General features: G+C 63.8%; 11 protein-coding genes. 7 read left to right on the forward strand and 4 right to left on the reverse strand.

Annotated elements, in window-relative coordinates; translation table 11 throughout:
* The first annotated feature begins 36 nt into the window (after positions 1 to 36).
* On the forward strand, positions 37 to 798 hold the full coding sequence (locus tag I5R65_RS17650) for a ZIP family metal transporter (protein ID WP_077234808.1): 762 nt from the start codon (positions 37 to 39) through the stop codon (positions 796 to 798).
* A gap of 306 nt (positions 799 to 1104) precedes the next feature.
* Positions 1105 to 2055 (forward strand): LysR family transcriptional regulator, encoded by a 951-nt coding sequence (locus I5R65_RS17655; RefSeq protein ID WP_180666400.1) that lies wholly within the window; start codon positions 1105 to 1107, stop codon positions 2053 to 2055.
* Between the two features lie 15 nt (positions 2056 to 2070).
* Here the strand turns inward: I5R65_RS17655 and I5R65_RS17660 are convergent, their stop codons facing one another.
* The 3 genes from I5R65_RS17660 to I5R65_RS17670 all read right to left on the reverse strand — a co-directional run bounded on the left by I5R65_RS17660 (position 2071) and on the right by I5R65_RS17670 (position 5259).
* Positions 2071 to 2928 carry a sulfurtransferase gene (locus I5R65_RS17660; RefSeq protein ID WP_180666402.1) on the reverse strand — a complete coding sequence of 286 codons (858 nt, stop codon included), beginning with the start codon at positions 2926 to 2928 and terminating at the stop codon, positions 2071 to 2073.
* A gap of 40 nt (positions 2929 to 2968) precedes the next feature.
* Positions 2969 to 3886: a DMT family transporter gene (locus I5R65_RS17665; protein ID WP_180666404.1), complete on the reverse strand. Its 918-nt coding sequence runs from the start codon at positions 3884 to 3886 to the stop codon at positions 2969 to 2971.
* Between the two features lie 251 nt (positions 3887 to 4137).
* Positions 4138 to 5259, reverse strand: a complete 1122-nt coding sequence (locus I5R65_RS17670) for an aromatic ring-hydroxylating dioxygenase subunit alpha (RefSeq protein WP_180666406.1) — start codon at positions 5257 to 5259, stop codon at positions 4138 to 4140.
* 267 nt (positions 5260 to 5526) lie between these two features.
* Between I5R65_RS17670 and I5R65_RS17675 the strand changes: the two genes are divergently transcribed.
* From I5R65_RS17675 to dxs, 3 genes are all read left to right on the forward strand, one after another.
* Complete coding sequence (locus I5R65_RS17675; RefSeq protein WP_077234781.1) at positions 5527 to 5799, forward strand: exodeoxyribonuclease VII small subunit; 273 nt, start codon at positions 5527 to 5529, stop codon at positions 5797 to 5799.
* Positions 5799 to 6755: a polyprenyl synthetase family protein gene (locus I5R65_RS17680; protein WP_180666408.1), complete on the forward strand. Its 957-nt coding sequence runs from the start codon at positions 5799 to 5801 to the stop codon at positions 6753 to 6755. Before I5R65_RS17675 ends, I5R65_RS17680 begins: the two co-directional genes overlap by 1 nt.
* A gap of 81 nt (positions 6756 to 6836) precedes the next feature.
* Positions 6837 to 8702 (forward strand): 1-deoxy-D-xylulose-5-phosphate synthase, encoded by a 1866-nt coding sequence (gene dxs, locus I5R65_RS17685; RefSeq protein WP_180666410.1) that lies wholly within the window; start codon positions 6837 to 6839, stop codon positions 8700 to 8702.
* Positions 8703 to 8792: 90 nt separating this feature from the next.
* Here dxs and I5R65_RS17690 read toward each other — a convergent pair whose 3' ends face one another.
* A complete protein-coding gene (locus I5R65_RS17690; protein ID WP_180666412.1) occupies positions 8793 to 9347 on the reverse strand; it encodes a cob(I)yrinic acid a,c-diamide adenosyltransferase in 555 nt (184 codons plus the stop codon).
* 311 nt (positions 9348 to 9658) lie between these two features.
* On the opposite strand from I5R65_RS17690, the gene I5R65_RS17695 reads away from it, so the two are divergent.
* Positions 9659 to 11074 carry an FAD-binding oxidoreductase gene (locus I5R65_RS17695; protein WP_180666414.1) on the forward strand — a complete coding sequence of 472 codons (1416 nt, stop codon included), beginning with the start codon at positions 9659 to 9661 and terminating at the stop codon, positions 11072 to 11074.
* 163 nt (positions 11075 to 11237) lie between these two features.
* A complete protein-coding gene (locus tag I5R65_RS17700; RefSeq protein ID WP_006461989.1) occupies positions 11238 to 12128 on the forward strand; it encodes a LysR substrate-binding domain-containing protein in 891 nt (296 codons plus the stop codon).
* Positions 12129 to 12166: the final 38 nt, after the last annotated feature.

Below are 12166 nucleotides of genomic sequence, written 5' to 3' on the forward strand. Positions count from 1 at the left end.
CGCCCGAGGCCCGTCATCGACCCCACACTCGTTTCCATTCTCCTCGCCACCACCCTGGCCGGCGTGGTCAGCATCACCGCTGCCGCGGTGTTCTCGTTTGCCCTGCTGTCGAAGATGGTAGAGCGCCTGGTCAGCCTGTCGGTGGGCATCATGCTGTCGACTTCGCTGTTGCACGCACTGCCCGAAGCCTTCGAATCCCAGGCCGAGCCCCATACCCTGTTCGCGGTGCTGCTGGGCGGCCTGCTGGCCTTCTTCCTGCTGGAAAAGACCGCCATCCTGCGCCACTCGCACCATCACGAAGATGACGGACACGGCCATCACCACGGCCACGACAAGAAGGAAGCCGGCAAGGCCGGCTGGATGATCCTGGTCGGCGATGGCCTGCACAATTTCACCGATGGCATCCTCATCGCCGCCGCCTTCCTGGCAGATCCGCATCTGGGTCTGGTGACCGGGCTGGCCATCATCGCCCATGAGATTCCGCAAGAGATCGGCGACTTCATCGTACTGCTCAATGCCGGTTTCTCGCGCACCCGCGCCTATGTGTACAACCTCATCTGCAGCCTCATGGCGGTGGCCGGCGGCACGCTGGGCTATTTCATGCTGGAGCGGGGCATGGAGTGGATTCCCTTCGTACTGGTGTTCGCCTCATCGGGCTTCATCTACATCGCCGTTTCCGACCTGATGCCGCAGATGCAGCGCCGCGCCACGTTGCGCGAGACCATTCCGCAGGTGATCCTGATTGCCGCCGGGGTACTGATCGTGCTGGCACTGACGCGGCACGCGCACGGTCATTGAGCACCTCCGGCGCCTGGTCTTGGTAGAGAGAACCCTCGCGATGATCGCCCCGACTGCGTAGCACCCAGCGCAGTCCGATGCTGCAGACCAGTCCCAGCAGGCCGATGAACAACAGCAGGTCTTGAAGCATGATCCATCCTTTCATAGACGTTGCGGACCCGGCTTAGGGCGTCCGGCTTGGGACACCTTGCGCAGAGCAGCGGATGGCTTCAATGTAGGTGGAGGGCGCACACAGCGCCAATATCAAATCAGCCGGCGTGCCATCTCAATTTGATATGGCCGACCGGGCAGGGGAGGAGAGGGCAGATGATTTCAATCCGGCAGTTGCGCTACTTCGTCGAGATCGTCGAGGCACGCGGCTATACCCGTGCCTCCGAGCGCCTGTTCATTGCGCAATCGGCCCTGAGCCGGCAGATCAAGGAGCTGGAAGCCGACCTCGACGTGGTTCTGCTCAAGCGCGATGCCAAGGCCTTTGAACTGACCCAGGCCGGCCAGGACTTCTATGCACGCAGTCGCAGGATTTTGCTCGATCTGGACCGCGCCGTGGCCCAGGCCCGCACCATCGGCAAGGGTGAGCATGGCGCGTTGCGCCTGCTGCATTCCAGTTCGGTGCCATTGACCGCGCCCCTGGGCCCCACGCTCAATGATGTGCTGAAGGATTTTCCCGGTATTTCCCTGGAGATTTCCCAGACCCCGTCCGAATACCAGGCCCGCGAGATCGTCGAAGGCAGTGCCGATATCGGACTGGCGCGGCTGCCCATCCTGCGCGCCAATCCCGACCTGGAGAGCACGGTGCTGTACCGCGAGCGCCTGGTGGCGGCGGTACCGGCCGGGCATCGGCTGGCGCAGCGCACCGAGGTAGAGATTGCGGAATTGCGGGATGAATTCTTCGTCACCGTCCCGCATCGGGATCGGGGCGGATTGAGCTACCTGGTGGCCGAGCGCTGCATTGCACATGGCTTCTATCCCCGCGTGGCGCGGGCGACTTCGCGCAAGAATTCCCTGCTCAGTCTGGTCAATGCGGGTTTCGGCATCGCCGTGGTGCCGCAGAGCATGGCCAGCATTTCCTTGTCGGCCGGGGTCAGTTTCCCGGCCCTCAAGGACGCCGATTTTCACTCGGAAGTTGCCTTGCTGCGCCGACGCGATGCGCCGGTGATGGTGCAGCAATTCGTGGAGACCTTCATGTCCCGCCTGCAGCAGACGGGACTGGGGGGACTGGCAGGACAGGCCGGACAGGTAGCGCCGGACCCGGCCTGAGCGGCCGAGGGGGAATCAGTTACCGGTCGCGACCGGTCGCTGCGGATCGGAACTCCATTCGCTCCACGAGCCCGGATACAGGCTGGCCCCCGACAGGCCTGCCACTTCCAGCGCCAGCAGATTGTGGCAGGCGGTGACGCCCGAGCCGCACTGCATGACGGCGGCCTGCGGATCGCCGATCACTGCCAGCCATTCCTCGCGCAATTGCGTGGCGCTCTTGAAGTGGCCATCGGCTTGCAGGTTGTCCTTGAAGAAGCGGTTCTTCGCGCCCGGGATGTGTCCACCGACCGCGTCCAGCGTTTCGTTCTCGCCACGGAAGCGATCCGGCGCGCGCGCATCCACCACCTGCAGGGACGGATTGCGCAGGTTCTCCAGCAACGCTTGCGCATCCACCGTCGGCACCAGCGAAGACAGGTCCTGGATATTGCCTGCCGCAGCCGGTGGCGGCAGCTCGGCATTCAGGCTCTCCCCCAGCGCCTGCCATGCCGCCATGCCGCCATCGAGCACCGCCACGTCGCTGTGACCGATCCAGCGCAGCAGCCACCACAGGCGGGCGGCGTACATGCCACCGTGGGCGTCGTAGGCCACTACTTGCGTATCGTTGTTGATGCCCAGGGCGCGCATGGCCTGGACGAACTGCTGGCGATCCGGCAGCGGATGGCGGCCATGGAAACGGCCGGCCGCATCGGTCTTGGGGCCGGACAGCAGCTCGTCCAGATGCGCGAAGCGGGCGTCTGGCAGGTGACCGGCGGCGTAGGCCTGGCGGCCGAAATCCGGATTGGCGAGGTCATGGCGGCAATCGACGAGCACCAGGTTCAGGTATTGCGCACGCGCCTTGAGGTCGCTGGCACTGATGAGGGTTTGGTAGGTCATGGCTTTCTCCTTTAATCGTAGGCGGCGGATGGGGTGATGCTCACACCTCGGTCGCGATCGGGTCCACCTTGGGCACGTTCTTGGCGGCCGTCTGGTTCTTGCGCTGGTTGCGATAGGTCGCCAGCATGCCGCTGGCCAGGATGATGACCATGCCGACCCAGCCCATCCAGCCCGGCGCATCGTTCCAGATCAGCACGCCGAACAGGCTGGAAAACACGATGCCCGTGTACTGCAGGTTGGCCGTCACCAGCGTATTGCCGAGGCGGTAGGCGCGCGTCATGGCGATCTGCGCCAGCGTGGCCGTCAAGCCTATCATGACCACCAGCAGCATGCCGGTGCCTGAATGGCTGTGCCACAAGGGAACGCGACCGGTGATGACGCTGCCGACCAGACCGGCCAGCACGCCCGTGGCAGAGAAGTAGAACACCACGCGGTACTCCGGTTCCCCCAGCAGCCCCAGCTTGCGCACCTGCAGGTAGACCAGCGCCGAGAGCACCCCCGAGGCCAGCGAGATGGCGCCGCCCAGCAACTGGTCGGCGTTGAGGGAAGGGCGCATCAGCAGCGCCACGCCGACGAAACTCAGCGCGACCGTACCGGCCAGGCTCCATTCGAACTTCTTGCTGCCTTGCCACCACCCGGCCACGAACAGCATCACGGCGATCCAGATGGAGGACATGTAGTTCAGCGTGGTGGCTGTGGCGATCGGCAACAGGCTGAAGGAATAGAACCACATCCACAGCGAGATCACGCCGATGCCGCCACGGATCAAGTGGTCACGCGGGAAGGGCGTGCGCAGGGTGCCGCCGCGCAGGCGGATCAGGCCGAAGATGAAGATCACCCCGATCAGTCCGCGACAGAGCACGATCTCGGAGGTCGAGTAGTAGTTGCTGGCGAGCTTGACGCACACGCCCATGATGGCAAAGAGGAATGAAGCGACGAGCATCCAGAGCGATTGCATGGCGGATCAGTAGGAGAAGTGGAGGGGAGTGGGCGAAACAAGAGCAGAACGAGGGACTGCAACGAAAACGGCAGCCCCGGAATGAACCGGGGCTGCCGTTGTGCCGATGACCGTCGTCATGCGAGGGCGGGGGCGGGGGATGCTGCTGCAGTTGCCGGGGAGCGGGCGACAATGACGGCGCAGACTGCGTCCATCGTGTGCTTGCCGCTTCCCTTGCATCTGCGTTCCCCCTGCGCGGCCTGTGGCCAGTGTTATGGTGTGCTGGTACCGTGCGGGACGTCCAGTTGCTGGCGATACCACTCATGGAAGTGCTGCATGCCATCCTCCATGGGCGACTGGTACGGACCGACTTCGCTGGTACCGCGATCCATGAGTATACGACGACCGGCGTCCATGCGCTGGGCGATCTCGTCATCCTCCACGCAGGTCTCCATGTAGGCGGCCCGTTCGGCTTCCACCAGCTCGCGCTCGAACAGCGCAATTTCTTCCGGATAGTAGAACTCCACCACATTGGTGGTCTTCTGCGGGCCGGTCGGCCAGAGCGTGGACACCACCAGCACGTGCGGATACCACTCCACCATGATGTTGGGGTAGAGCGTGAGCCAGATGGCGCCGAACTTGGGCGGCTTGCCGTTGGAGAACTGCAGCAGCTTTTCCTGCCACTTGGCGTAGGTCGGCGAGCCGGACTTGATCAGGCCGTGGTTCACGCCCACGGTCTGGACGCTGTAGTCGCGGCCGAATTCCCACTTCAGGTCCGAGCAGCTCACAAAGTTGCCCAGGCCCGGATGGAAGGGCTCGACGTGGTAATCCTCCAGATAGACCTCGATGAAGGTCTTCCAGTTGTAGTCGCACTCGTGGACTTCGGTGTGGTCGTACAGGTAACCGGAGAAATCCAGGTCACGGGTCACGCCCAGGTTTTTCAGCTTGTCGGCGATGTCGACGCCGTTGGCCTCGAACAGCAGGCCGTTCCAGCTCTGCAGCGGCGTCTTGGACAGGTTCATGCACGGCGTCTCGCCAAAATGCGGCGCGCCGATCAGTTCACCCTTCAGGTCATAGGTCCAGCGATGCAGGGGGCAGACGATGTTGTTGGCATGGCCACGGCCATCGAGCATCTTGGCCTGGCGATGACGGCAGACATTGGATACCAGTTCGATGCCTTGCGCATTGCGCACCAGCATGCGGCCTTCGTTTTCCCAGGGCAGCGTGGAATAGTCACCGGCATTGGGCACCATCAGCTCGTGGCCGACGTAACGGGGTCCCTGCTGGAAGAGTTGTTTCAGTTCCCGCTGATGGAGCGGTTCGTCGAAGTAGACGTGGACTGGAAGTTGCGCGTTTGAACGCGCCAATTTGGCAAAAGTAGCAAGATCGGACATTTCCGCCCCCAAATTAATTTGCACCAACCTAAGGAAGAAAATCCGCAAAAACCTATGTTCAAATAATATGAAGAGGAAATTTTGGACAGAACCGAGGATTATGCCACAAAACCCCCATAAGGGGCCGGGTTTTGTCTCCAAAATGCCAGCATTTTGGACGAACTTACGCGACGGCCTACAAAACCTTCGACAAATCCACGCCCTTGATTGACTTGGTCATCGCCGGTTTGTTCTAAAATACCGGGTTAGTTTTCTGAATGGGTCGATATGCCTAGAACCTCTGCCGCCTCCGGCGCTGCCGCGACCGCCGCCTTGCCGGCCTCCTTCGAACAAGCCATGGAAGAGCTGGAGCAGCTGGTGGCGCGGATGGAAGCCGGCGAACTGCCGCTGGAAGCCTCGGTGGCCGCCTACAAGCGCGGCTCGGAACTGGTCAAGTTCTGCGCGGCCCAACTGGAGAAGGTGGACAGCCAGGTCAAGCTGCTCGAAGGCGACATGCTCAAGCCCTTCCAGGCGACCGACGCTGGCAACGAGGACGATTGATGAACGCACCTAGCACCTCCGCTGGCGCGCAGATGTCGCTGGCCTCGATGGCATTTGCGGACTGGATGAACCAGGTCCAGGCCGGCATGGAGCACGTGCTGGACCGTTTCCTGGCACCGACCACGGTGGTGCCGGCGCGCCTGCACGAGGCCATGCGCTACACCGCCATGGAGGGCGGCAAGCGCGTGCGACCGCTGCTGGTCTATGCCGCCGGTGATGTGTTCGATACGCCGCCAGCCCTGCTGGACCGGGCTGCGGCAGCAGTAGAGATGATTCACGTCTATTCGCTGGTGCATGACGACATGCCCTGCATGGATGACGACGCGCTGCGCCGTGGCAAGCCTACCGTGCATGTGAAATACGACGAAGCCACTGCGCTGCTGGTCGGCGACGCACTGCAGGCACAGGCCTTCGAGACCTTGTCGGCACCGCTGGAAGCCGAGCTGGGCAAGCTCGACACTGACCTGCCGGCACGCCAGTTGCGCATGCTCAACCTGCTGGCCCAGGCTTCGGGCTCGGTGGGCATGTGCGGTGGCCAGGCCATCGACCTGGCCAGCGTGGGCATGACCCTGTCGCTGGCCGAGCTGGAACAGATGCACCGCCTCAAGACCGGTGCCCTCTTGCGTGCGGCGGTGATGCTGGGCGCGCTGGGTGGCAAGGCGCTTACCCGGGACGAAAGCGCGGCGCTGGATGACTATGCGCGTGCCATCGGCCTGGCCTTCCAGGTAGTGGACGACATCCTCGACGCCACGGCCGATTCGGCCACGCTGGGCAAGACCGCCGGCAAGGATGCCGCCGACAACAAACCGACCTATGTGTCCATCCTGGGCCTGGCCGAGTCGCAGGCACTGGCCGAGCGACTGCGCGGCGATGCCCATCAGGCGCTCGCTCCGTTCGGCGACAAGGCACGGCGCCTGCGCGAGCTGGCGGACCTGATCGTACACAGAAAGACCTGAGAGACGTAATCCAAGGCATGAAGACGGACCACGCGGCAACCTGCCAGGCGCGGCCTTCAGACCCCAACACGGTAACAACAGATGCTCCTGAACACCATCAACGACCCGGCCGACCTGCGCCGCCTGTCCCGTCACCAATTGAAGCCGCTGGCTGAAGAGTTGCGCGGCTTCCTGCTGGATTCGGTGTCCAAGACCGGCGGCCACCTGTCGTCCAACCTGGGTACGGTCGAGCTGACCATCGCGCTGCATTACGTCTTCAATACCCCGCAAGACCGCATCGTCTGGGACGTCGGCCACCAGACCTATCCGCACAAGATCCTCACCGGTCGTCGCGAACGCATGGGCAGCCTGCGCCAGCAGGAAGGTATCTCGGGCTTCCCGCGCCGCATTGAAAGCGAATACGACACCTTCGGCACCGCGCACTCCTCGACCTCCATTTCAGCGGCGTTGGGCATGGCCCTCGCGGCTAAAACCCAGGGCTCGGACCGGCACGCCATTGCCGTCATCGGCGATGGCGCCATGACCGCCGGCATGGCCTTCGAAGCGCTCAACAATGCCGGTGTGCATGAAGACATCAATCTGCTGGTGATCCTCAACGACAACGACATGTCGATCTCGCCGCCGGTGGGCGCGCTGAACCGCTATCTGGCCCGCCTGATGTCCGGCAAGTTCTACGCCAAGGCCCGCGACGTGGGCAAGTCCATGCTGCCCGGTCCCGTGCTGGAACTGGCCAAGCGCCTGGAAGAACATGCCAAGGGCATGGTGGTGCCGGCCACCATGTTCGAGGAATTCGGTTTCAACTACATCGGCCCCATCGATGGCCACGACCTCGATTCGCTGGTCCCCACCCTGCAGAACCTGAAGCACCTCAAGGGGCCGCAGTTCCTGCACGTGGTCACCAGGAAGGGCCAGGGCTACAAGCTGGCCGAGGCCGACCCGGTGCTCTACCACGGCCCCGGCAAGTTCAACCCCAGCGAAGGCATCAAGCCCAGTGCCGGTGGCAAGCTGACCTATACCCAGGTGTTCGGCGAATGGCTGTGCGACATGGGCGCGGCCGACGACAAGCTGGTCGGCATCACCCCGGCCATGCGTGAAGGCTCGGGCATGGTCGCTTTCGAAAAGAAATTCCCGGATCGCTACTACGACGTCGGCATCGCCGAGCAGCACGCCGTCACCTTCGCCGCCGGCATGGCCTGCGAGGGGATGAAGCCGGTGGTGGCGATCTACTCGACCTTCCTGCAGCGTGCCTACGACCAGTTGATCCACGACGTCGCCCTGCAGAACCTGGACGTCACCTTCGCCCTGGACCGTGCCGGCCTGGTCGGTGCCGACGGCGCCACGCATGCAGGCAACTACGACCTGGCCTTCCTGCGCTGTATTCCCAACATGGTGGTCATGGCGGCGGCTGACGAAGACGAATGCCGCAAGATGCTCTCCACCGCCTACCAGTACCCCGGCCCGGCCGCGGTGCGTTACCCGCGTGGTGCCGGCGTGGGTGCAACGGTACAGAAGACGCTGGACACCCTGCCGCTGGGCAAGGGCGAGATCCGCCGCCAGGGCAAGGACATCGCCATCCTGGCCTTCGGCAGCCTGCTGGCCCCGGCCCTCGGTGCCGGCGACAAGCTCAATGCCACGGTCGCCAACATGCGCTTCATCAAACCGCTGGACGTGGAACTGGTCCGGCAACTGGCCGAGAGCCATGACGCCCTGGTCACCGTGGAAGAAGGCTGCATCATGGGTGGCGCCGGTGCCGCCGTCTCCGAAGCGCTGGCCGCAGCCGGCATCAGCAAGCCCATCCTGCACCTGGGCCTGCCGGACCGCTTCATCGACCACGGCGATGCGGCACAATTGCTGGCGCAATGCGGGCTGGATGCGGATGGCATCGCCCAGTCCATCGTGCAGCGTTTCGGCAAGGACCAGCCCAAGCTGGTGGTCAACAACGGCTGATTTCACCTTCCCGAAACCGGGGGGGGGGCAGATAAAACGCCTCGCTGGAATTCTCCAGCGAGGCGTTTCGTTTCCTGCTAGCGGGGCAAACTAGCGCTCCCGCCCCTTCTGCCACAACACATCCTGGCCGCCGGCCTCGCGGTTGAGCACCCGGGCCAGCACGAAGCACAGGTCGGACAGCCGGTTCAGATATTGCCGGGCGGGCGCATTCACGCCCGACTCGGCCTTCTCCAGCAGGACCACACTGCGCTCGGCGCGCCGGCATACCGTGCGGCAGACATGCGCCAGCGCCGCTGTACGCGAGCCACCCGGCAGGATGAATTCCTTCAGCGGCGGCAGCGTGGCGTTGTATTTCTCCAGCAGGGTATCCAGCCGCGCCAGGTGGGCCTCGGCCAGCACCGTGTAACCGGGGATGCAGAGTTCGCCGCCCAGGTCGAACAGGTCGTGCTGGATCGAGACCAGTTCCTCCCGCAAGGCGTTCGGCAGTGTCTCGCACAACAGCAGGCCCAGCTGCGAATTGAGTTCATCCACATCGCCCAGCGCCTGGATGCGCAGGTTGTCCTTGCCCACGCGGCTGCCATCGCCCAGGCCGGTGCTGCCGTCATCTCCGGTCCGGGTGGCGATCTTGCTCAGTCGGTTGCCCATCGTTGCTCCTTGATAATGCGGGCCAGCTTAAGCGCAAGCCCGGCGCAAGGCAAGCGTCCCGCCGGATGCGAGCGGTCGCGCCAGCGATGCAAGAATCACGTAAATAATTCACTTGATTTGCCCGCCTTGCCACGACGGCATGGGAGATTTGCCCGATCTCCCACCCGCAAGAGAGTAAAATTCATCGATTGGATCAGTGGTCAGTCCACTGCAGCGGCCGGGGTGGCTACTGCAACGGCCCTGCATCCTCCCCAACAAGACCTAGAACAACGACCGAGACACAAGACTCCAGAGAGAAACCGAGAAATCGCATGAACCATCTAGTTGACGCCCGCAAACTGAAACGCCCCGTGCCGCAGGCCTTGCTCGACGAGCTCAAGACCCTCTTCGGTGAGCGTTGCTCCACCACCCTGGCCATGCGCGAGCACCACGGCCGCGACGAATCCTCGTATGACCCGATGCTGCCCGACGCCGTCGTGTTCGCCCACAGCACCGAGGAAGTCGCCGCCTTCGTCAAGCTCTGCAGCCAGTACGACACCCCTATCATCCCCTACGGCGCCGGTACCTCGCTGGAAGGCCACGTGCTGGCCCTGCAGGGCGGTGTGACGGTGGACCTGTCGCAGATGAACCGGGTGCTCGCAGTCAACGGCGAAGACCTGACCGCCACCGTCCAAGCCGGCGTCACCCGCAAGCAACTGAACCTGGAGATCAAGGACACGGGCCTGTTCTTCCCCATCGACCCGGGCGCCGACGCCTCGCTGGGCGGGATGGCCTCGACCCGCGCCTCCGGCACCAATGCCGTGCGCTACGGCACCATGAAGGAAAACACCCTGACCCTGACCGTGGTCACGGCCCAGGGCGAGATCATCAAGACTGGTACCCGCGCCAAGAAATCCTCGGCCGGCTACGACCTGACCCGCGTCTATGTCGGCAGCGAAGGCACGCTGGGTATCATCACTGAAGTCACCGTACGCCTCTATCCGCAGCCCGAGGCCATTTCCGCCGCCATCTGCTCCTTCCCCAGCGTGGCCGATGCGGTCAATACGGTGATCCAGACCATCCAGATGGGCGTGCCGCTGGCGCGCGTGGAGTTGCTCGATGAAAACGGTGTGCGGGCCATCAATGCCCACGACAAGCTGACCCTGCCGGTCAATCCGCTGCTGCTGTTCGAATTCCATGGCAGCGAAAACGGCGTCAAGGAACAGGCCGAGCTGGTACAGGACATCGCCAACGAAAATCATGCGCTCGACTTCGAATGGGCGACCCGCCCCGAAGACCGCACCCGCCTGTGGACCGCCCGTCACAACGCCTACTTTGCCCTGCTGCAACTGCGTCCCGGCGCGCGTGCCATTTCCACCGACTGCTGCGTGCCGATCTCGCGCCTGGCCGAATGCGTGCTGGCCACCAAGGTCGACTGCGAAGAGCAGGGCCTGATCCACGCCATCATCGGTCACGTCGGCGACGGCAATTTCCACGTGCAGATGATGGTGGACCCCAATGACCCGGCCGACATCGCCCGCGCCGAGGGCGTCAATGAACGCATGGTGGCGCGTGCCCTGTCCATGGACGGCACCTGCACCGGCGAACACGGGGTGGGCCTGCACAAGATGGACTTCCTGATCCAGGAGCACGGCGACGGCGCCATTGCCGTCATGCGTGCCATCAAGCATGCACTGGACCCGAAGAACATCATGAACCCCGGCAAGATCTTGCGCTGGGAACAGTGAAGCACCGCACAGCCTCGACCGCCAGGACCAAAAGACCTGTTCGCTTGATCCTGGCCGGGCAGAGTCTCGGCATTGCGATGTCAGTTTTCATCAGTTTGTTGGTTAGACAGTGCGCGCCACGGCCATGACCGCGTCGCGTCAGAGCAGCAGGAACCTATCACCCATGGCCACCCGCCTACCCCCCGTCCATGCGCTGTCCGCCTTCGAGGCGGCAGCCCGTCACAACTCCTTCGCCATCGCGGCCGAGGAGCTTTGCATCACGCCATCGGCACTGTCGCACCGCATCCGCCTGCTGGAAGAATTCGTCGGCGAGCGCCTGTTCTATCGCGATGGCCGCTCCATCGGGCTCTCCGAATTCGGTCGCCGCTATCTCGACGTGGTGCGCTCGGCGCTGCGCACGCTGACCGATTTCCCCATGCCGCACCGCAATGCCGCCGTGCAACCCAAGATCAAGGTGATGCTGCCGCCGACCTTCGCGCGCCACCTGCTCATGCCGCGCATCGCCGACTTCACCCAACGCCATCCCGAGATCGTGGTGGAGCTGTATCTCTCGGTACCGCTGTACGACCTGTCGCTGTCGGAAAGCGATGTCGAGATCCGCTTCGGCGCCGGCAACTATCCCAACATCATCACCGAAAAGCTGTTCGAGGAACCGGCCTTCGCCGTGGCCAGCCCCGGCTACCTGAAGACGCTGCCGCCGATGAAGTCGCCCGCCGACCTGCAGCATGCAACCCTGCTGCGCTCGGCGCTGGAGCCCTGGCAGCCGTGGTTCGAGGCCGCCGGTCTCAAGGACTGGGTGGAACCTTCCGCCGGCCTGCGCGTGGACGACCTCGGCCTGCTGCTCGAAGCAGTGCGCCATGGCTACGGCGTCGGCCTGACCCGCCAGCATTTCGCCGAAGAACTGCTGGCGCGGGGCGAGATCGTCGAATTGTTCGACGTGCGCCTGCGCACCCCGCCGCATGCCTACTATGTGGTCTACGAGCGCGCCGTGCGCGAACGGCCCGAAGTGGATACCTTCATCAGCTGGATGCAGAACGCCTTCCGCAACATCTGAGCCCATCCCCCCTGCGCCAGCACCGGCCGCCCTGAAAA

It is taken from the genome of Herbaspirillum sp. AP02, from assembly GCF_015767275.1.
Classification (GTDB): Bacteria; Pseudomonadota; Gammaproteobacteria; order Burkholderiales; family Burkholderiaceae_D; genus Herbaspirillum.

Coding starts and splice junctions, on each gene's coding strand:
- I5R65_RS17655 (WP_180666400.1), top strand. CDS start 1,105: ATGATTTCAATCCGGCAGTTGCGCTACTTCGTCGAGATCGTCGAGGCA.
- I5R65_RS17660 (WP_180666402.1), bottom strand. CDS start 2,928: ATGACCTACCAAACCCTCATCAGTGCCAGCGACCTCAAGGCGCGTGCG.
- I5R65_RS17665 (WP_180666404.1), bottom strand. CDS start 3,886: ATGCAATCGCTCTGGATGCTCGTCGCTTCATTCCTCTTTGCCATCATG.
- I5R65_RS17670 (WP_180666406.1), bottom strand. CDS start 5,259: ATGTCCGATCTTGCTACTTTTGCCAAATTGGCGCGTTCAAACGCGCAA.
- I5R65_RS17675 (WP_077234781.1), top strand. CDS start 5,527: ATGCCTAGAACCTCTGCCGCCTCCGGCGCTGCCGCGACCGCCGCCTTG.
- I5R65_RS17680 (WP_180666408.1), top strand. CDS start 5,799: ATGAACGCACCTAGCACCTCCGCTGGCGCGCAGATGTCGCTGGCCTCG.
- dxs (WP_180666410.1), top strand. CDS start 6,837: ATGCTCCTGAACACCATCAACGACCCGGCCGACCTGCGCCGCCTGTCC.
- I5R65_RS17690 (WP_180666412.1), bottom strand. CDS start 9,347: ATGGGCAACCGACTGAGCAAGATCGCCACCCGGACCGGAGATGACGGC.
- I5R65_RS17695 (WP_180666414.1), top strand. CDS start 9,659: ATGAACCATCTAGTTGACGCCCGCAAACTGAAACGCCCCGTGCCGCAG.
- I5R65_RS17700 (WP_006461989.1), top strand. CDS start 11,238: ATGGCCACCCGCCTACCCCCCGTCCATGCGCTGTCCGCCTTCGAGGCG.